The 19,500-nt window shown below is 48.8% G+C and carries 16 protein-coding genes and 1 tRNA gene; 5 read left to right on the forward strand and 12 right to left on the reverse strand.

From position 1 onward, the window contains the following. Positions 1-24 precede the first annotated feature (24 nt). Genes HNR50_RS09810 through HNR50_RS09820 form a run of 3 tightly spaced genes read right to left on the reverse strand, consistent with a single transcriptional unit; the run spans position 25 to position 4,071 of the window. Positions 25-372, reverse strand: a complete 348-nt coding sequence (locus HNR50_RS09810) for a hypothetical protein (protein WP_184746453.1) — start codon at positions 370-372, stop codon at positions 25-27. Next, entirely contained in the window at positions 372-2,837 is a 2,466-nt protein-coding gene (gene hrpB / locus HNR50_RS09815) for an ATP-dependent helicase HrpB (RefSeq protein ID WP_184746455.1), read from the reverse strand. Before hrpB ends, HNR50_RS09810 begins: the two co-directional genes overlap by 1 nt. 49 nt (positions 2,838-2,886) lie before the next feature. Continuing rightward, a complete protein-coding gene (locus HNR50_RS09820) occupies positions 2,887-4,071 on the reverse strand; it encodes a glycosyltransferase (RefSeq protein ID WP_184746457.1) in 1,185 nt (394 codons plus the stop codon). Between the two features lie 121 nt (positions 4,072-4,192). Between HNR50_RS09820 and HNR50_RS09825 the strand changes: the two genes are divergently transcribed. Beyond that, positions 4,193-4,828 carry a hypothetical protein gene (locus tag HNR50_RS09825; RefSeq protein ID WP_184746459.1) on the forward strand — a complete coding sequence of 212 codons (636 nt, stop codon included), beginning with the start codon at positions 4,193-4,195 and terminating at the stop codon, positions 4,826-4,828. Here HNR50_RS09825 and HNR50_RS09830 read toward each other — a convergent pair. Both HNR50_RS09830 and HNR50_RS09835 read right to left on the reverse strand, forming a co-directional pair. After that, on the reverse strand, positions 4,806-5,702 hold the full coding sequence (locus HNR50_RS09830; protein WP_184746461.1) for a GNAT family N-acetyltransferase: 897 nt from the start codon (positions 5,700-5,702) through the stop codon (positions 4,806-4,808). The genes HNR50_RS09825 and HNR50_RS09830 overlap by 23 nt on opposite strands. 52 nt (positions 5,703-5,754) lie before the next feature. After that, complete coding sequence (locus HNR50_RS09835) at positions 5,755-8,013, reverse strand: ATP-binding protein (RefSeq protein WP_184746463.1); 2,259 nt, start codon at positions 8,011-8,013, stop codon at positions 5,755-5,757. A 94-nt stretch (positions 8,014-8,107) separates the two neighbouring features. Between HNR50_RS09835 and HNR50_RS09840 the strand changes: the two genes are divergently transcribed. Beyond that, a complete protein-coding gene (locus tag HNR50_RS09840) occupies positions 8,108-8,470 on the forward strand; it encodes a VOC family protein (RefSeq protein ID WP_281389087.1) in 363 nt (120 codons plus the stop codon). A 2-nt stretch (positions 8,471-8,472) separates the two neighbouring features. On the opposite strand, the gene HNR50_RS09845 is transcribed toward HNR50_RS09840, so the two are convergent. Then, positions 8,473-9,192 (reverse strand): GntR family transcriptional regulator, encoded by a 720-nt coding sequence (locus tag HNR50_RS09845; RefSeq protein ID WP_184746466.1) that lies wholly within the window; start codon positions 9,190-9,192, stop codon positions 8,473-8,475. 47 nt (positions 9,193-9,239) lie between these two features. Here HNR50_RS09845 and HNR50_RS09850 point away from each other — a divergent pair, with 47 nt between their 5' ends. The 3 genes from HNR50_RS09850 (at position 9,240) to HNR50_RS09860 (ending at position 11,131) form a co-directional block, all read left to right on the forward strand. Then, entirely contained in the window at positions 9,240-9,704 is a 465-nt protein-coding gene (locus HNR50_RS09850; protein WP_184746468.1) for a tetratricopeptide repeat protein, read from the forward strand. Positions 9,705-9,789: 85 nt separating this feature from the next. Next, positions 9,790-10,974 (forward strand): OmpA family protein, encoded by a 1,185-nt coding sequence (locus HNR50_RS09855; RefSeq protein WP_184746469.1) that lies wholly within the window; start codon positions 9,790-9,792, stop codon positions 10,972-10,974. A 70-nt stretch (positions 10,975-11,044) separates the two neighbouring features. Further along, positions 11,045-11,131, forward strand: a tRNA-Ser gene (locus HNR50_RS09860). Between the two features lie 19 nt (positions 11,132-11,150). On the opposite strand, the gene HNR50_RS09865 is transcribed toward HNR50_RS09860, so the two are convergent. The 6 genes from HNR50_RS09865 to HNR50_RS09890 all read right to left on the reverse strand — a co-directional run bounded on the left by HNR50_RS09865 (position 11,151) and on the right by HNR50_RS09890 (position 19,461). Further along, a complete protein-coding gene (locus tag HNR50_RS09865) occupies positions 11,151-13,160 on the reverse strand; it encodes a sensor histidine kinase (RefSeq protein WP_184746471.1) in 2,010 nt (669 codons plus the stop codon). A gap of 11 nt (positions 13,161-13,171) precedes the next feature. Beyond that, the gene (locus HNR50_RS09870) at positions 13,172-14,272 is read right to left on the reverse strand and encodes a fused response regulator/phosphatase (protein ID WP_184746473.1); all 1,101 of its coding nucleotides are present in this window, start codon (positions 14,270-14,272) and stop codon (positions 13,172-13,174) included. 112 nt (positions 14,273-14,384) lie between these two features. Continuing rightward, positions 14,385-15,359, reverse strand: a complete 975-nt coding sequence (locus HNR50_RS09875; RefSeq protein ID WP_184746475.1) for a fibronectin type III domain-containing protein — start codon at positions 15,357-15,359, stop codon at positions 14,385-14,387. A gap of 27 nt (positions 15,360-15,386) precedes the next feature. After that, positions 15,387-16,337 carry a hypothetical protein gene (locus HNR50_RS09880; RefSeq protein ID WP_184746477.1) on the reverse strand — a complete coding sequence of 317 codons (951 nt, stop codon included), beginning with the start codon at positions 16,335-16,337 and terminating at the stop codon, positions 15,387-15,389. Between the two features lie 161 nt (positions 16,338-16,498). Next, positions 16,499-17,872, reverse strand: a complete 1,374-nt coding sequence (locus HNR50_RS22390) for a sigma 54-interacting transcriptional regulator (RefSeq protein WP_184746479.1) — start codon at positions 17,870-17,872, stop codon at positions 16,499-16,501. 29 nt (positions 17,873-17,901) lie between these two features. Next, positions 17,902-19,461, reverse strand: a complete 1,560-nt coding sequence (locus HNR50_RS09890; protein ID WP_184746481.1) for a B12-binding domain-containing radical SAM protein — start codon at positions 19,459-19,461, stop codon at positions 17,902-17,904. Positions 19,462-19,500 lie beyond the last annotated feature (39 nt).

Below are 19,500 nucleotides of genomic sequence, written 5' to 3' on the forward strand. Positions count from 1 at the left end.
CTGGATAGCTACAGAAACTGACCCCTACATCTCCTCATCCTCAACAAGATTCCCGTCGCCAACCGTATCGAGAACCACAGAATGAACATCGTAATCGAACCATGTCCTAAAAATATCCAGCGTAAACCCCTCGGGCCGAATGTCATCGTCGGGATAGTGGCCGCTCAGCTCGTATTCCAGCAGGTCGAGATAGTTCTCTTCAATCCACTCTTCGATGGACTCAGCCTCATCATCGCTGACCAGATAGACAGTCCTGTCCTCGTTGATCATCTCCAGAGTCATCTTTCCCCCGTCGTCATAGGGGTCGTTTTTATTTATCCAGTCCAGTGCGGGCTGTTTATATGTCAGTACCAGAGCGCCTCTGTTTATCATTATTTTCTCCTCTTCGCCCGGTTCGTGGGCTCGGCCTCATAGGGATTATCGGGCCAGTAGTGTTTGGGGTACCGGCCTTTCAGGTCCTTTTTCACTTCATTGTAGGTGTTATCCCAGAAGCTTTTCAAGTCTCTGGTTATCTGAATGGGACGGGAGGCCGGCGAGAGAAGATGGATTGTCAGCTGATGCTTTCCTCCGCAGAGAAGAGGCGTTCTGTCCAGTCCGAAAAGCTCCTGCAGCCTCACCCTCAGGAATGGTTCCTTTTCAGAATAATCAATGGGAATTTTCGATCCGCTGGGCACGATGAGGTGTGTCGGTGCCAGTTCATCCAATTGCCTGAGCTGTGTCCAGTCAACCAACCCCTTCAAGGCATCGAGAAGAGGAATCTCGGCTAACCGGCTTTTCAGGTTTACAGCTCCGAGAAAAGGCGTCAGCCAATCCATATTCTCTGTAAGGGCTTCATCTCTGAGATCGGGGTATTCCTCGAAACCTTCGCGGCGAAGGAAGAGAATACGGTTGCGGAACAGTGTCGCTTCTTTGTTCCAGTTCAGGTCATTCAAACCGCCTTGTGCCAGATAGCGGCACAGCGCTTCGCGGAAACGTTCCGGTTCAATGCTGTTCAGTTTCTGTTCTTTCAGAACCAGGTGGCCGAGTTTTCTCATTTTCAGAGCGGCAAAGCGGTTTTTTTCTTTATCGAAGTCCAGCGTTTCCTCTTCTCTGATCGCCTCTCCGAGTTTTTCCAGAATTTCCTCTTCCCTCAGAGCAGCGGCAAGAGAAATCCGCGGAACAGATCCTGTTCCTCCCAGCGAGGGAATAACCAGATAATCGCAGTGGGAGAGAGAATCTCCTTCTTCAATCGAAGCCTGGCTGCCGTTGGAAAGAGAATAGGTTCCATCAGCCCTTCTTTTTCCGACTCTATCGGGGTATGCTGATAGGAGAAGCGAACCGGCAGTAATTTCTGAAACGGTACTCTGCTCTTTTTTCCCTTTCCCCATGGAACGGCTGTACTCCTTGATCCGGTTTGCCGCATTCCTGTCGATTGATCCTCCGGGAGGGGTCTTACCTGTCAGAGCTTCCAGTCTGTATAATATGTCAGTCTGATGATAATCCCTGGGGAATCGCAGGCAGTCTCTCTCGGAAAGGATAGCCGCCAGATCTCTGGCTTTTCGGGGGGCTCCGGCTTTATCTCCATCCAGAACCATGGCTCCCAGTCGGGGGTGTAGCGGCAGATCGCTGATTTGCTTTCCTTTTCCGGTTATCCCTGTCCTGTCGACGGCGCCCAGTTCCTCCAGAAGCATCCGTCCGCCACGGAAGATCGAGTCATTCGGTCTGGTCAGCCATGTCAGTTTACTGTAGTCGTTATAGCCCCAACGGGCGAGAACCAGCGCCAGACCGCAGAGGTCTTCAACGGCGATTCCCGGTTCTCCGAAGGGATCGAGCCGTTTGTGTTCATTCCAGAGGCGGTAACATAGGCCGCTTTCAAGCCGTCCCGCCCGTCCCGTTCTCTGATCGGCCGATGCCCGGGAGACAGGCAGAGTTTCCAGGCTGTCCATTCCCATCCGGGGATCGAACCGGGGAGTACGTATCAGCCCCGAATCGATGACCACCCGGATTCCTTTTATCGTCAGGCTCGATTCGGCAATGGAGGTCGCGAGAACGATTTTACGTTTTCCCTCTTCGGCCGGTTCGATAGCCAGTTCCTGTTCCTCCCGCGAAAGGTTTCCATAAAGAGGAAAGACTTCAATAGAACCGGGAAGAGAATCTGAGAGCATCGACTGGACTCGCCGGATTTCCCCGACGCCCGGAAGAAAGACAAGAATGCTGCCCCTTTCCTCCCTGACCGCTTCCCTGATAATCCAGACCGTGTGGTCGATCAGATCCCGGTCCCGGTCCTCCCTGTAGCGGATCTCGACGGGGTAGCTTTTTCCCTCGCTGGATATTACCGGTGCGCTGCCCAGATATTCGGCAACGGGAGCCGCATCGAGGGTGGCCGACATGACCATAATCTTCAGGTCTTCCCGGAGAATCTCCCGGCTCTCCTTTAGAAGCGTAAGAGCCAGATCGGCATCGAGAGAGCGTTCGTGAAATTCGTCGAAAATGACTAGAGCCGTATCGCCCAGTTCCGGGTCGCGAACCAGTCTGTTGAGAAACACCCCTTCTGTAACCACTTCGATGATTGTGCGGTCCGATACTTTTCTGTCCAGATGAACCGAATATCCGACCCGTTCACCGGTCTTTTCTCCCAGCTGCCGGGCCATCCACCAGGCGGCGTTCCGTGCGGCCAGCCGCCTGGGTTCCAGCATGACTATTTTTTTTCCCTTCAACCAGGGCCGATCGATCAGTTCAAGGGGGACGGCTGTGGTCTTCCCCGCTCCGGGAGGCGCCTCGATAACCAGGGAAGATTCCCTTTCGAGAGTTTCCAGAATTTGAGGCATTACATCGTATACGGGAAGGTCACGGTTCATGAGCAGCATTGTACAGGAGTGAGTCGTTTGTGGGAACTGATTGAGCTCTTCAGGAGATTTTCTTCAGTTTCATAAATTTGTATTCTTCAATCAGCTGATTGTACTTATCAAAGACAATGCCGGCTACGCTTTCCCAGGAGCGGTAGAGGTCTCTGTAGGCCCCTTCCCCTGTCTTGCGCAACAGGTCTCTATCAGCCAGAATTTCTGTTATTTTATCAGCATAAGCTTCCGATGTATCGCTGCTTAAAAAGCCGTTTACCTTATCGACTACGCCGTTTGCCGTCGTAGCCCCTTCGATGAATACTGTAGGAACAGACAATCCCGCTGCTTCTCTTGTCGCCAGCGAAGCATTATCGTAAAGCGAGGGGAACAGAAAGAGATCGGCTGTACTGTAAATCGCTTTCAGCTCCTTGCGGTCATAGACGGGACCTATAAACTGAACTTTTTCCCGCAGCCCCGGTTTCCTGACCAGATTCTCCATTTCCTGAAGGTCGCTTCCGTTACCGACAAAGCGCATCTGGAAATCCATTCCCCGGTCATGAAGAATTTTCAGGGCTTCGATAATCCGGCGGATGTTTTTCACCCATCGGTGCTGTCCCACATAGAGAAAGACCGGAGAAGAGTCATCGGTTCTGAGCAGCTGTCTTCCCGAACGGATCAGCTCTTTCCTGTCTTCATTTTCCTGAACGGCAATATCGCTGCCGTTCGGAACATAATCGACAGGCCCTTTATATCCGTATGATCTCAGGGTATCTATTATCGCTTCATTGGGAACCCATACAGCATCGGCGCTGTCGTAGAACTGAACTATGAGTTTAATCAGCTGATCCAGCGGGGTGTCCAGAGGAAGCCACCGGGCAAAATCGTCGCGGTATTTGGAATGGAAAGTCGCCACCATGGGGATGTTCCGTTTCTTTGACAACGAGAGAGCATAGCCGCCGCTGACAAAAGGGCAGTGGGCGTGGACTATATCGAAAGGTATTGTTTCAATCCTTTCATTAAATGATCTATCTATTCTGGGCAGCCCGAGCCGGTAGGGCCCTTTTCTCTGAATAGGCAGGGAGGCGAATCGGAGGATGTGCTCCTGCGAATCCCTGTATCCGGGAACCCTCGGTCCTATGGCAAATGAAGGACTGTATTTTTTGTTGAGCCAAAAGGCATAGTTCTGGGCGGTTATAGCCACTCCATCCATAATCGGCGCCAGAGAATCATTGAATTGACCGCTAATAATCATATCTATTTCAGCCTCTACAACTGTAATTTATAAATCACTCAAATCATCGTCAAACAATATTTAATTGAAGTTAGATCTTTATGAGAAGGAAAGCTGTTCTATAATTAAAGAAGGAGGTCTTATGGTTGATTATACTGCCGGGGGCGGAGAAGAGAAGAAAAAATCCGGTTGTCTCACGGTCCTTATTATTATTGTTGCCATTCTGGCCGGATTGGGCACCGCTGTCTATTTTCTGCTTCCGTCTATCATTGCCGGAGCTGTATCGGGCGGTTTCGCCTCAGGAATACTGCCCGATGAAGTCCTGATGCAATTGGAAACAATTAATGTTCAGATCGATGAAAACATCGGTCAGTTGGAGCAATACGGACTGGATAACGATGAAATACGGACTCTAGTGGAATCAATTGATTACGGAACTGTGGAATCTGTACTGGATGAGCTGGAAGGCATGGAGAATGTCACGACTTCCGACCTGATTGATCTGATGGACCGCCGCGTCGATTTATCGGCTGTCGATCTGGAAAGGGTCAAAAAAGATTTCAATAGTCAGATTCCCGAAGAGAACCTGAACAGGTTGCTGGAACAGGCACGTGAGAACCCTCTTTTTGCCAAAGCAGCCTTCAATATATTCAAAGAGACTCTGCTGAAATCTCTCGAAAGTGAGGATACCATAATTCCGGAACCGGAAATGGAGCCGGAACCGGAGCAAAGCGGCGGATCTTCTTCGGGCAGTTCTACAACAAAGAAGAAAAAGTAAAGCAGGACACGGACATATCTATCTCGAATCCCGCGCCTTTGTACAACCGGAGCGCCTGCTCGTTCTCGCCGTTAACCACCAGCATGCAGTCGTCCAGTCCGTTTTCCTGACCTATGGAAATGCCCGCTTTCAGCAGTTCTTTTCCCAGTCCTCTCCCCTGGTATTCCGGGATCAGGGCAATGGGAGCGATAAAGCTGTAAATTCCCGTTTCATCTTCCTCTTTTATCACTCTGACTATGCCGGCGCCTTTATCTCCATCTCTGAGGATAGCCATTCCTCCGGTCAGAACCGATTTGTCATTATAGTGTTTCAGCACATCTTCACGGCTCAAAGGTGTTTCCGAGCCCTTAAGGTTCCTGAAAGCGGCATTCCGGATCTCTCCGTACAGTTCCGCATCCCTTTGGGGATCAATCGCTTTCAGAGAGAAACCCTCGGGAAAACGGGCCGCAGTCTTTTCTTTGTTCTTCCGCACCATGACGAAGGACGTGCGGTAATAGGTAAATCCGAGATCCCTGATCAGGCTCTGAGTCTCTTTCAGCTTATCGGGGAGAAACATTTCCATTTTGTCTACGGGACAATCGAGGGGGAGGGCCGCTTCCAGAAGTGAGCGGTAATTCTCAATATCAGTCTTTTCGCAGTGGAAAATCCGGATACGGGCCCGCTTCCCCTTTACGAAGTACTCATCACAGATAAGCGAAAGGACTCCCCGGAGGTCATCTCCATCGAAAAGCAGCCATGTGGGATTCTCCGGGCCGATTGCAAAATCTTTCAGATCCTCATCATAGAGAAAGGATTCATCGTGATCATATTTGTGATCTCTGCAGTAAGCGAGGAAAGAGGTGAGATTTTTATCATTCAGTTCTGTTACGGTCATAGCTTATAATGTTTCAAATACAGGATTTCCGCCAGAGAATAAACAGTTGGAACTAAATATTCAGGGATTCCAGATCCAGGGGTATGAGAATCTCAAAGACCGTGCCTTCGGCGGAGCTTGACATTTCGATGCATCCCCGGTGCTCTTCTACAATCCTCTTGACGGAAGTGAGACCCAGCCCAACTCCTCTGCTTGTCTCTCTGGTCGTAAAGAAGGGTTCGTAAATCTTGTCCTGAATCTCTTCCGGTATTCCCGGGCCGGTATCGCTGACCTTAATGGAAAGGTAACGTCCGGGATAAACGCTGCATAGCGAACGGTAGCAGTAATCCCGGTCCAAGGAGCGTTCATTCATAATAAAGGAAACTGTTCCTCCCGGTTCTACAGCCTGACCGGCATTGATTCCCAGATTGAGCAGGGCGTTCTGTATAGAGGAGCTTTCGCAAAAAAGGGTACAGGGGGCGTTTTCATTTTCGAAAACGAAATTGATATTTTTCTTTATGGTGAGACGTAGGATCTCAACGACTTCGGATACAACAGTCTCCATATCCACTTTTCTGATAGAGCTGCGGTTGCCCTGACTGAAATTGAGAAGTTTGCTCACCAGATCGGCACCGTCTCCGCAGGAATCATAAATCATCCGGGCGTATTTTTTTGCTTTCTCATCCATCAGCCTTTCGGGGGAGAGAAGAAGCTGGGATGCCGACATGATTCCCGATAATATATTATTGAAATCGTGAGCTATCCCTCCGGCCAGCTGGCCTATGGACTCCAGTTTCTGGGCCTGCATCAGGTGCTCCAGTATGGAGTTTTTCTCTTCCATAAGTCCGACCAGTTCGGTAATGTCTTTCTTGATAGACAGATACCCGTTGATCTGACCTTTTTCATCGAAGAACGGAGAGACTGATATATCCTGAATAATGACCGATCCGTCGGGATTCTCATTGGAAAACTGACCGCGCCAGGGATTTCCTTTTTCCACGTCTCTCCACAACTCTTCTGTTTTCCGGAGATTCTCCGCTGTGCTGGTACTGAAAATCTGTTCCGGTTTTTTTCCCAGTATCTGCTCCAGAGTGTAATTGTGCATAGCCAGAAAAGCCGGGTTGGCGTATATGAGCTTCCGGTTTTTATCGTATAGTTCAATGGTGTCGATAATCTGTTCAGAAGCCTGACGGAGATGCCTGAGAAACACCTCCGCTTTCTTACGTTTGATAAAATTGAGCAACAGAACCAGAAGAATGACCAGAAGTAACAGAAAAGCCGTGGAGTAGATAACAATTTCCACAATTTTCTCTTTGTCCATTGTTCCGGGAGAGTTAATGATTTTACTGCCCTCAGGTAGATCGGCGAGGGAAATATTAAACCGCTTCAATTCATTGTAGTCGAAATAGTACTGATTGGGACTGGTTTCAATAACCTTAATGGAGTTGATATCCTTTCCATTAAAGATGTCAATGGCTAATCCGGCAGCTGTTTGTGCCTGTTCGTAGTGACTTATGAGCCGCCCACCGAGAACCCCGTCGCCCAATCCATGATACCAGAGATGATAGATGGGGAGAGATAGCGATTTATAAATCAGTTTGAGGCTTTCGTTAAAGCTTTTCGATTGATCATTTTTATCGAAATAGGCGGAGAGAAGAAGGACTCCGCTCCTGTCGTTCAGGTTTTCGAGTTTTTGTGCCAACTCGTCCCATGTGAGTTTTCTCAAGTCGAGATTTATAAAGCTGTATCCGGGAAATTGTTCTTTTACAGACCAGAATGTTTTCAGATCCCCCTGGCCGCTTGCCGTTCCGTCGACTATGACGGTAATATTCCTCAATCCGGGATTCTGCTCGATCATCAGTTCGACCGTGCCAGCCATGGAGACCTGTTCAACGACTCCCGTAACCCCCGAAACATTGTTCATGGAGACGGCTTTTTCCGTATCGTTAACCCCGAAAAAAACAATGGGCATACCCGAAAATAACAACTCCTTTTCCTGCAGGGCGAAAGTCAGAGCATTGTCGTCTCCCGTGATAATCAGGTCGTAGGGATCGCTGTTGGACATTTTATAAGATAGATACTCTCTGAAGAGCTTCCGGTTTTCCTCTTCGGGAAACCTCTTGGTATCCATAAATTCGACATCGAATTCTATGCCCTCCGGCTTGAAGCTGTCCTGAATGCCCTCTACCTGGTGAATAAACGTTGAGAAGGAGGGATGGTAGGAACTGATAAAGAGAACAGACCGGTCTTTTTCTTCTCCTGACAAAGGGGCAAGAATCCCTGTAACGAAGAGAATGATTAAAATACATTCAGGCATTGTGAACCTATTCATTTTTTAATTATGGTTTATAGGATTTATAAAATCTACCGGGATGGAAAAAGGTTTGCCTGTTCATCGGGTTTTTTTTCTGTTACCATATAATATGATGTTTTTATGGACCACTATTCATGTAAGTAATATGGAAAAGTCGCTTGAGTTCTACACAAAAGTACTCAATCTGAAAATCGACAGGAAATACAGTCCCGCGCCGCATATGGAACTGGCCTTTCTGGGAGACGGGGAAACGAAAGTAGAGCTGATCCGGGATAATACAGAAGGGGCTGTCAATCTAGAAGCACCCGTTTCTATGGGTTTCAGGACCGACTCTCTCGACAAGAAAATGGAAGAGCTGGAATCTATGGGTATACCTGTTGCGGAAGGGCCATTTCAGCCGACTCCGAATATCAGGTTCTTTTATGCAAAAGATCCCGACGGCATGAAGATTCAGTTCGTCGAGCAAAAATCCTGAAATCAGGAAAAGCTCAATCTGTAACTGACAGCTTTACCGGGATTTTCCGATTCCGGCAGATAGAGAAATTCCAGACAGCCGGGTTTAAAAATCCTCAACTCTTTCCAGGCCGGCTTTTCGTTTTTCAGGAATGTGTCTGTTTCGATGGTAAATGACGCACCTCCGGGAGGGGTTTCCAGCAGCTGAGATTCCCTGTCTTCCAGTATCCGGCTTTTAACTACGGTTTCCGATCTGCCCGGATTGATCCCGCAAGTTTCGATAAAATAATTCCCTATATCTTCTCCGGGTGTATGATCCATAAAGTTTTTACACAACCCGGCGGATATTTGCTGAATAATGATAAGATAGGGTTTTCCATCGGCCGTTTTCAATCTTTCCACATGATATATATCTTCCGACCAGTCCGGATCACCGGTAATCCTCTCCATGGTTATCAATTCGTCTCCGGGGATCATTCCCGCCTCCTCGGCGCTTTTGTCAAAATCCACAAAATGGGAGATCCTGCGGTTTCTGACAAATGTGCCGATCCCTTTTTTAAATTCGAGAACTCCTTCCGATACGAGGCTCGAAAGAGCTTTGTTGGCCGTGGCTCTGCTGACGCTGAATCTTTCGCAGATAGCCCTTTCGGTGAGGAATTTTTCGCCACCTCTGTACTCTCCGCTTAATATGAGATTTTTCAGATATTGATTCAGCTGCTGATAGATCGGCGATTTATTGATCATATGGAAGATTGTACCATAATATCTTATGCTTTTAAAATGGAGCTTAAATGAAACGGATTCTTCCTCTTGTTCTCTGCCTTATCCTGACTCCTTGCATTTTCGGTGAAACGCTGCGAAGTCTCCAGGCATATGCCGATCACGGCGACCGTGACGCCCAGTTCAAACTGGGGCTCTGGTACTATTCCGGTTACAAAGTGGAACGGGATTTTGAAAAAGCCGCTGCCTATTTTGCCCTGTCAGCCGACCAGGATCATCTCGATGCGTATTTTCTCCTCGGCTACATGAAATATTACGGAGAGGGGATTGAACAGGATGTTCCCGAAGGTCTGAGACTGTTCGGGCAGGCCGCTCTTCTCGGGCATATTCAGGCCCAGTTCGATCTGGGATTTATCTATTATAAAGGGCTTATGACCGAAGAGGACCGGGAGAAAGGACTGGAGCTGATTTCCCTGGCTGCGGAGAACGGTTATAAAAAGGCGGAGGATTTTCTCCGGTCTCTACCAGCTGATTAGGGGCTGCTTACCGGAATTATGCATTGGCATGGTATTCCTGCAGAAGCATCTCATCAATAAAAGCCCTGCCGTCGATGATCAATATATGCTGAATAAAAAAAGAATACTATTGGGTATCCCGCTGTTTGTCATTGCGGCGCTTAGCTCTCTGGAAGCTGAAAATGACCGGATTCTCAGCTTTATACAGGTAGAAGGCCGTGTCCTCCATGCCGATTCACGGGTGGATGAACAGGTATACATAAACGGTTATCTGAGCCATACCGCTCAGATCGATGAGTTTTCCCTTTCGTCGATCGTGAAGGTTGATGAAAAGGGGAAAGCACTTCTCGACTCCAGCTTCAGGACAGTCGAAAGAATCGGGAGGTTCTACGAATGGGTCAGCTCCGAGAATGTTCGTCTCGAGAGAGAGCCTTCCGGATTTATGACAGTTCCCGCTGATGCGGCGCGCCCTGTGCTGCGCCAGGTACCGACATTTCCCTCTGAACCGATCGCCCCCGGTGATTCCTGGACCGCCGCTGCCGAAGAAGTCCATGTCCTGCGCATTAACGGTACTCTATACGGACCCTACCGGAGTACGACCCAGGTCCTCTATACATACAGGGAAGACCGCATGATTGATGGCCGGCATACGGCCTTGATCGATCTGGAATACAGTCTTTATCTACCGGTGCGCCGGGAGGGCGAACCGGTCCGGCTTATATCGGGACAATCGCAGCAGCAGCTTGTCTGGGATCTGGAAAAAGGACAGCCTTTCACAAAAACGGAAGATTTCGAATTTCTGATGATGATGAGCAATGGCACGTCCCAGGAGTTTGTAGGTCGCAGCTTTACGGAATACAGGGAGACTGAAAGCCTTGACAGGGAGGGGACGGCCGAAACTCTCAGAAACGAGTTGGGAGACGACTCGGGGATAACGGTCGAACCGACAGGTGAAGGTGTTCTCCTCTCTCTCGCGGAACTGGATCGCATACTGTTTGAACCGGAATCGGCTGAACTTCGGGCCGCAGAAGCCCAGCGGCTCAACAGGCTCGCTGAAATCCTCAAAGGTTATTCCGATAGAGATATTCTGATAACCGGTCATACAGCGGATTATGGAACAGCCGCCGGCAGAAGCCGCCTCTCTTTCGAAAGAGCTTCAGCCGTAGCTGACAGGCTTTTCCCCGATGGGCGGAAAGGAAGGGGAAAACTATTTCTCCGGGGCGCCGGCAGTACGGAACCGACGGGGACGGACCGGGAGAACCGAAGGGTTGAAATCCTTATTCTCGATTGATTTATACAGGACACCATAAAAAGATTATTGATATTCCCAGCAAGAGAATGTAAAATGCAGCGTGTAATCAGGAGAGGTGCCGGAGTGGTCGAACGGGCCTGACTCGAAATCAGGTGTACTGTCCGCAGTACCGAGGGTTCGAATCCCTCCTTCTCCGATTTCTTTTTCCTACCTGTTTATATTTCAAAGATGAAACTCGATCCTTCATCCAGTTTGCTTTCCACCCGGATTTGTCCCTTGTGTTTTTCAATGAATTCTTTACAGATAAGCAGTCCCAGCCCCGACCCTCTTTCATGATTGGTTCCTTTTGTGCTCATATTGGTCGCAATATTGAACAGCGAATCGATTTTCTCCTGACTCATCCCGACTCCGTTATCTATAATGCTGACTCTGGCCTGCGGGTTTCCTTTTTCGACTCTAACAGAAATTCTTCCCTTTTCTCCGGTAAATTTAATGGCATTGGAAATGAGATTCCGCACCACCGTATCGATCATGTTACCGTCGATCAGCGGCGAAATCTCATCAATAATTTCCGGAACGATCGTAATACCCTTTTCTCCCGCATTATGTTCGAAGAGCTGGATATTGTTTTCCACAATCTCCTTCAGAGGATATTTGACCGGTGTGAAAGAAATCAATCCCCTTTGGGCTCTGGACCAGGTGAGAAGGTTGTCGAGAAGGCGGTTGATGTTTCCCGCTCCTTCGCTGATATATACCAGGAAATCCGATTTTTCCTTTTCCGACAGTCCGAATCTGTCCGATTGCAGCATCTGGGAGAAATTCAGGATTGTGCTCAGGGGATTTTTCAGATCATGGGCTACTATGGAGAAAAATTTGTCCTTTGTGGCATTGAGATCGGTCAGCTGTTTTTTCGATTCGATCAGATCCTCAAGCGCCTGTTTCAGCGCGGTTATATCTACGACGAAAGTCACTTTTTTTGGGGATCCGTCCGTTCCCTCTATGTAGGCGGCGTCCGCGAGTATCGTGTGTTTTTTCCCTTCCTTATCCAGAACCTGCCATTCGCCCCTTATCTCCTTGCCTTCCCTTATAAAATCATCGTGGGCCCGGCTGAGATATTCCCTGTTCTCTTCGGGAACAATCATTGTGAAGTGATTGCCGATTAATTCTTCCCTGGTATATTTGTAGAGTTTCACGTAAGCCTCGTTCACCATTTCAAAGAAACCCGATTCATTAGTGAGACACATGGCGGCGACATTCTGATCAAAAATGGTACGGAATCTTTTCTCGCTTTCCTTCAGATGCTTTTCCTGCTCCTTCTTGTCCGAAATATCCCTGATAACGATGGTTGAAAATTGATATTCGTCGCGAACGATGACAGGACTGACGGCGATGTCCAGATATTTATTCAGAAACTCTTCGTATCTCTCCTGCTGACAGGCTTCTCTGTTGGAAATGGCGCGACAACCGGGACAATCGTCAAAACGTTTATGTCCGTGAATAGCGAGGTAATAGTATGTTCCTATAAGTTCGCCGGCGCTCCTGCCGGTTAGTTTTTCAGCGCTTGCATTGACATCGCGGATTATATAGTCTTTGTCGACAAGAAAAATAGCGTCATTAACCGATGCAAAACTCTGTTTCCAGATTTCCTTTTCAAAATCAATCAGTCTTTCAAGTTCTTTTTCCTGCGTTACATCGATAACCGTAATATTAATACGCCATTCATTGCTTTCAGATAAATGAAAGCGTCGGCTTTCCACGCGGCATTCCCGCAGCTCTGTTTTCTCTTTGGTGTCACTTACATCAAAGAAAAGAAAAATCATCAGATCTGTTTCCGGGGCTTTTTGCAAATCCTGGAAATGGAAGTAAAAGGCATCCTGTGATTGAGGCGCTATAAAGGCGGTCATCTTTTTACCCAGCACATCATATCGGGCGGCATTGAGAAAATTGAGAAAGGTAGCATTGGCTTCGAGAATGGTCTGATCATCGTTCAGTGTTATATAACCGGCGGGAGACTGATCGTAGAGAGCCTGGGCTTTTTTTGCGGAAAGCTCTTTTTCTCTTGTTATTCTTATCAGCTCTTCGTTCTGGTGCTCCAGTTCTATCTGATATATCTGAAGTTCTTCCACCAGATTTTCCAGATTATCGGTGTACAGCTCAGGCGCCGTATGTTTTTTTTTCTGTAGAATCTCTTCCGCTTTTCTTCTCAGTCTATCGTAATCCTGCATGTTTTCCCCGGTTATATCTGAACGCCCATTATCAGAATATCGTCGTTATTGTCAGCTGCCGGACTGATCGATTCCGAGAGGATCTCAATCTGTTCTCTCACAGATTTTCCTTCGGATTCCCTCAGGGCTTTTATTATCTGATCATAGCCGTCCGGTGCACGCAATTCATCAACAAGACCATCGGTAAACATGAAAATCCTGTCGCCTTCTTTCAATCTGGTTTCGTGAACTTTGATAACAGGGTTTTCCATCGTACCCAGCATATGGCCCCGCTCCCGTATCAGTTCAATCGAGCCATCGCCATGTTGGATAAGCGGAAAGGGATGACCGGCATTGATTAAGCTGGCTCTTCCTGTATCCCTGTTCACATAAAGGAGGATTAAAGAGACAAAAAGATCGTCATCTATCACTTTATTGAGAAGCTGATTGATCTGACCGATTATCTGTTTGGGCGTATAGATCACCGATGTGTACTGGCGGATCGCCGTTTTCAGAGCCGAACTCGTTACGATTGATGCTATATCATGACCTGAAACATCGGCGCATATGTAAATGTAGTGATTTTCCGTCAGCTTCACCACATCGTAATAATCTCCGCCCGCTTCCCTCAGCGGTTTGTGGTAGACGTGGAAAAGAGCGTCCGGAATTGATTCCGGGTCAATCAGTATCGATTTCTGGGCGTCGGAAATGCTTTTCAGGTCCTGGCTGTATTTAGCCATCAGTTCGTTCTGCACAGCTTTCAGCTGGATATGATTTCTGATACGGGCGATGACTTCTTCATCATGGAAAGGTTTTGTAATGTAGTCAACGCCTCCGCATTTCAATCCCTCTACGGTGGATTCTTTCGAATAATCCGCCGTCAGGAAGATGACAGGAATAGAATAGGTTTTACTGTTATCCTTCAGTTTCCGGCAGGTTTCCAATCCGGTCTCTCCGGGCATCATCATATCCAGAATGATTAAATCGGGCAGTTCTTTTTCTGCCGTTTTCCGACCTTCCGCACCGTTTTGAGCTTGCAGAGTTTCAAAGCCCTCTGAAGTTAATAGCTTTGATAGATAGACACGGTTGGGAAGAGTGTCATCGATAATCAGTATTTTTATTTTTTCCAGCATGTCCATATTACCCGAAACCTGAAAGATTCTATTGGAATTATAATTGGTAATTCTATACTTCTCAATCTTCTTTTAGATTTCGGGCGTATATGAGCCGTAAGTTCTGGAATTATCAGGGCGATTCCCAGTTTATGTACCATCCCGTTGCGGGAACAGCTGTATCATCCATGGAGCTGTGCAATTCCGACTCCTCTGCTCCCGACACCGAGCTAACGGCGAAATCATAGATTCCGTAGGCCAGCATGCTATTTCCTATGGAGTATTCCAGGTCTGCGCCTGAATCTGTGGAGCCAAGCAGAACCCAGTTGAAACTTCCGTGTTCTCTGTAATAAATCCGGTACAGGTCGACCGACAGGTCATCGCTGTCCCAGGAAATGGTAAAATCCGTTGCAGCCAGTTTTATTTCTGTCCCTTTTTTATTGATCTGCGATAGATCAAGATCTACGGAAGTCACCGTTTCATTCCGGATCAGTACAATTTCCACTGTGCCCGCCACAACTGATTCTCCGTCGAGAAGAGTGACCGCGAGTTTGTAGAAACCGGCGCTCAGGCCGGTTGTCTCTCCAGTCGCCATTCCTGTTTCCACATTGTAACTGACAGGTACGGGTACGCCGTCCAGAGTCGTCATATCCAGAAGAAGCCGGGGCTCTGCCATCAGGTCGTCATTCCACACCAGGGATAAGCCCAGGGTACCGCTGCCTGTTACGTCGTAGAGAACAATGGTCAGCGAAGAGTTCCCTCCCGGTTCCACTAACAGGGTTCCGGTACCTTCGGCCAGAACTTCATCATCGCTGTTGCAGGCCAGGACCCGGAGCGTCCATTCTCCCGGACGAAGCTCTGTTAAATGGACCGATGTCGAAAGGGATACCAGTTCGAGAAAATCTCCCTCCGTATGTGTGGCTTCTATTATGTAGTACGACAGTTCGCTATCGAGACCGGGCAGGGCGGACCGCATGGTTTCCGCGTCCAGTCTTATATCCATCTCTCCCTTTTGATTCAAATCGAGCATCAGCATGGGCGAGCATGAGAGAGTCAATAGAAGGGCTGTCAGTGATAAAAGCGCCGCTTTTAATGATAAAGTTCTCATATTTCTCTTCCATTTTTTTTGATTCGCTTACGGTTGGCTGACTGTAAATGTATGATTGAGGGAGCCGCTTCGCGAGAGATCGCTGTTGAGAGCAATCACGTCGAGTCTGTATATTCCCGGATCCAGATCGGAACCGACTGTGACGGTTGTACCGTTCCCCAGGGGAAATCCGTTCAGATACCAGTCATAGCTTATGGTTTCGGTTTCTGCCGGTGAGGCGGCCGAGACTGTCATGGCCGAGCCGTATGAAATGGTATCCATTGTGCCGCTCAGAACTATTTCAATCGGTTCGTTCAGGTCCACGTCTATGCCGATATCTCCCGATCCGCTGATGCTGTTAACATCGGTATAATCGAAAAAACCGCTTGTTGTTTCACCGGCGACAATCCTGACCGTTTCGGCGGAGCCCATAACAACTGTATCCGTGTCCAGAAGCTGGAGAAGCAGAGTGTAGTATCCCGCTTCGAAGGCCGCCGACAGGGAGGCACTGCCCGCTCCGTCGTCGATGAAATCCAGAGACAGAGCCGTTCCTCCAGGGGGCAGCAGAGTGGCTGAAATGACTGCATTCGAAAGATCATCAGGTTCCCAGATCAAAGAAAGATCCAGTACTCCCGTACCGCTTAGGGGTGTAACGGTTATAGCGGCTGATGCCGTCTCTCCGCCGAAAACCGCAATGGTCCGGCTGCCGCGGCCGATAATCTCTCCGTCCGCATTGGATGCCGACACTTCTATAAGCCAATCTCCCGGCGTCAGATCTTCGATGACATTCCGGTCTTTTAGTGTATCGAGAAGAAAGGTGTGTCCTTCCGGTCCGGTTCCGCTGATGCTGAAAGCATAGGGATCCATGGATATGTCCGGCAGCAAGGTGCGGGAAACTCCATTTCCGATAGACAGTTCCATGGAACCTACAGATAGGTCGGGCAGATCGCAAGCTGCCGTCAATGTGATCACAGCAAGGATGAAAATAATCTTTTTCATAGAATCCTCCTGAGCCCTTTTGGGCTTGACCTCTCTATGGCAAGATCCGTGCCATTCTAAGAAGGACTCTGGTTGCAGGAAGAGAGGTTTTTCGGGAGAATGATGTCAGTTGTTACAGTTTTGTAAGTTACAGTAATTACGATTTCGTAATCATGGATGAATCAGCGGTTTTTCTGCCAGCCCGAATGGGCTATGGCGTATTTTGATATTTTATAATTCAGGGAGCGGCTGGAAATTTTCAGAAGCTCCGCCGCTTTTTTCTGAACCCATCCGCTCTGTTCCAGAGCCTTCAGGATCAACTGCTTTTCCATCTCTTCCAGCGAAAGGTTCACTCCCTCAGGGGAAAGCGCCGGGGAAGATGGATTGAGGTTCCGGTCCGTTGGCAGATAAATGTCTTCGCAGGTTATTTCATCATCCGCCATCAGCACAGCTCTCTCCATAACATTTTCCAGTTCACGGATATTTCCCGGCCACTTGTATCCGAGCAGTTTATCTTCGGCGGACCGGCACATCCTGTAAATCTTCCGGTTGATTTTTTTGGAATAGCGGAGCATGAAAAAATGGGCCAGCATCAGAATATCGGCCTGACGCTCCCGGAGGGGAGGAAGGTCGATGCGGATGACATTGAGCCGGTAGAGCAGGTCTTCGCGGAAGGTCCCGAGGCCGATTTCCTCTTCCAGATTTTTGTTCGTCGCCGAAATGACCCGGACATTGACCTCAATGGTCCGGCTGCTGCCCAACCGCTCAAAAGTCTGTTCCTGTAAGACTCTCAGCACTTTCGCCTGTGTCTTCAGGCTCATATCGGCGATTTCGTCGAGAAATATGGTTCCTCCGTCGGCCTGTTCGAACCGACCGATCCTCACCTTATCGGCACCTGTGAACGCGCCTTTTTCGTGGCCGAAGAGTTCGCTTTCCAGGAGTTCGTCGGGAAGGGCTGCGCAATTGACCCGGATAAAGGCTTTATCGGTTCTGAGACTATTGTAGTGCACCAGTCCGGCAATCAGTTCCTTTCCCGTGCCCGTTTCGCCTCTAAGCATGATCGTCGAGTCGCTTTTGGCTACTTTTTCCACAATTTTCAGAACCTCCCGGAAAGGAGGACTGTCGCCTATGACTTCTCTGGTTTTATAAATCAGATGCTGTTGTCCCCTGAGGTTCTGCGCTTCCAGATGAAGGCGTCTGATTTCAAGAGCTTTTTCCACTTTTACATAGAGTTCGCCCTGGTTGAAAGGTTTTCGGACAAAATCCGACGCTCCTTCCTTTATGGCCTGAACGACCGCTGAAACTTCCTCAATGGGCGAGGAGACAATGATCATGGTGTGGTAGGTTCCCGCTTCGACTTCGCGGATGAGCTGGAGAATGTTTCCACCCGCCATGTCGCATTCGCTGATTATGACATCGAGCGACTTTGTTCTGAGAATTTCCTGAGCGGAAGGGAAGTCGGGAACGCCGATAATGTTATGTCCGCTTCCCGTAAAGAAATGAAGTGTTCTTTTCCGGACTTTTTCGTCCCTGTCAATTATAAGTAAGCTTGCCACTGTAACTTAAATAATATACCCCATTTTCCTTATCGAACACTGTCAGTGAAAAAAGCCGCGTGATTGGATGTAAAAACAGGAAGGTTTCTGTTGAGAATCCTCCGTATTTCCGGAACTGAACGAAAATCCTTGGCAAGAAAAGTACGGATCTCATTTCTGTTCCACCCCTCCGGATGGGCAAACTCCCGGTAGAGCGACAGATCTCCATCATAAAATGATCCCGATTCCAAACCCGAAGCTTCCTCGCTGTTCACCGGCATATTGAATATGGAGACATTGAGGAAATCGATATAGGGACTGTGTTCCGCCACAAAGTCCCTTGTCCGCTCGGCGCTGTCTCTCCTTTCCGCAGGCGTGCCGAACATAATGTACACATAAGTGGAGATGCCCGCGGCTTTGAGGTTTTTCAGAATGCGGCTGACCATATCGAGTCTGATACCCTTCTTCAGACTGTTCAGTACCTGCTGGTCACCTGATTCCAGCCCCAGACAGAGCATCCGGCATCCGGATTCCGCCAGATTGCGGCAGTATGCTTCATTCATCATGGCAGGGAGGAAGCGACTGAAACCGTACCAGAGAGGCCCGGGGGGCCTTTTTATCATTTCATCCATAAGTAGCGGGCTGATTTCGCTGTCGCAGAGATGGATGAGAGAGGGATTGTATTTTTCTGACAGATGAAAAAGATCATCGGCCGCAGCTGATGCGGCAGTTTCGCAGTAGGGATTGTCTTCCCATTTTTCAGAGCAGAATGTACAGCGCTTCCAGGAACACCCCCTGGAGCCGGAATAGGGCAGAATCCTGCCCGGAGATAGATAGGGGGCTTCCCGGTTATACAGATCTCCGTACCAGACTCTTCCCGGGCCCTTGTAGGTTCGCCCGGCAAAACGGACAATGGCTTCTTCGCCGTTCCCCCCGTAGATATTGTCAGCCAGCCCGTAAAGAAATGACATGTCGGACGGCCCCTTCAGCCATGAATTAATCAGTCCGCCGCCGACCTGGATTCTGATGCGGGGGTAACATTTCTTAATCCAGCCGCAAATGGCCAGTCCGGTCAGAGCCTGGCTGAGATAGCTTATGGAAATTCCCACAGCGCTCTGTCCGTTTTTTTCCAGAAGAGGAGCCAGCCTTTCCCTGAACCATGGATAGAAGAGGTTTTCTTCAGGATTTTCCCAGCTCTTTATCAGATCCTTCGAACGGAGGGGGTTCAGGAGGGGGTCATCATAATCGGCCGGTGATATACGGATTCCTCCTGCGGACACGGGACGGCTTGAAGAGGCAAGCAATTTGATTTCGTGAATCTGTCTCTTGTAATTGTCCAGAGAGGCTATTGTTCCGGGAAAGGAGAGAATCTTATCCCTCTTTCCGTACACCCTGGCGGCATGTCTGTCCTCGCCGTCGGCCCGGGGCTGTTCCGTCAGCCAGATGTAACCCTCGAGAGACCCGTCTATCATGATCACCGGTTCTCCCGCGGCTCGCAGGGCTCCGGCCAGATGGACCAGGGCTATGGGCGGTTCGCAGTTTCTCGCCTGGGGCGGATGGATAAGAAGCATGGGGTGGAGTATAGCACGGAGGGTATTGTGAGTCATCATATATAAAGTTTTGACAGGAGTATTTATAGAAAATATAAT

It is taken from the genome of Spirochaeta isovalerica, from assembly GCF_014207565.1.
In the GTDB taxonomy this organism is placed as follows: domain Bacteria; phylum Spirochaetota; class Spirochaetia; order DSM-2461; family DSM-2461; genus Spirochaeta_F; species Spirochaeta_F isovalerica.

Bases quoted from the DNA above. Each gene is read 5' to 3' on its own strand.
- HNR50_RS09835 (WP_184746463.1), bottom strand. From the start codon at position 8,013: ATGAATAGGTTCACAATGCCTGAATGTATTTTAATCATTCTCTTCGTT.
- HNR50_RS09825 (WP_184746459.1), top strand. From the start codon at position 4,193: ATGGTTGATTATACTGCCGGGGGCGGAGAAGAGAAGAAAAAATCCGGT.
- HNR50_RS09845 (WP_184746466.1), bottom strand. From the start codon at position 9,192: ATGATCAATAAATCGCCGATCTATCAGCAGCTGAATCAATATCTGAAA.
- HNR50_RS09870 (WP_184746473.1), bottom strand. From the start codon at position 14,272: ATGCTGGAAAAAATAAAAATACTGATTATCGATGACACTCTTCCCAAC.
- HNR50_RS09855 (WP_184746469.1), top strand. From the start codon at position 9,790: ATGCTGAATAAAAAAAGAATACTATTGGGTATCCCGCTGTTTGTCATT.
- HNR50_RS09830 (WP_184746461.1), bottom strand. From the start codon at position 5,702: ATGACCGTAACAGAACTGAATGATAAAAATCTCACCTCTTTCCTCGCT.
- HNR50_RS09875 (WP_184746475.1), bottom strand. From the start codon at position 15,359: ATGAGAACTTTATCATTAAAAGCGGCGCTTTTATCACTGACAGCCCTT.
- HNR50_RS09840 (WP_281389087.1), top strand. From the start codon at position 8,108: ATGTTTTTATGGACCACTATTCATGTAAGTAATATGGAAAAGTCGCTT.
- HNR50_RS09850 (WP_184746468.1), top strand. From the start codon at position 9,240: ATGAAACGGATTCTTCCTCTTGTTCTCTGCCTTATCCTGACTCCTTGC.
- hrpB (WP_184746455.1), bottom strand. From the start codon at position 2,837: ATGAACCGTGACCTTCCCGTATACGATGTAATGCCTCAAATTCTGGAA.
- HNR50_RS09820 (WP_184746457.1), bottom strand. From the start codon at position 4,071: ATGATTATTAGCGGTCAATTCAATGATTCTCTGGCGCCGATTATGGAT.
- HNR50_RS09810 (WP_184746453.1), bottom strand. From the start codon at position 372: ATGATAAACAGAGGCGCTCTGGTACTGACATATAAACAGCCCGCACTG.
- HNR50_RS09865 (WP_184746471.1), bottom strand. From the start codon at position 13,160: ATGCAGGATTACGATAGACTGAGAAGAAAAGCGGAAGAGATTCTACAG.
- HNR50_RS09880 (WP_184746477.1), bottom strand. From the start codon at position 16,337: ATGAAAAAGATTATTTTCATCCTTGCTGTGATCACATTGACGGCAGCT.
- HNR50_RS09890 (WP_184746481.1), bottom strand. From the start codon at position 19,461: ATGATGACTCACAATACCCTCCGTGCTATACTCCACCCCATGCTTCTT.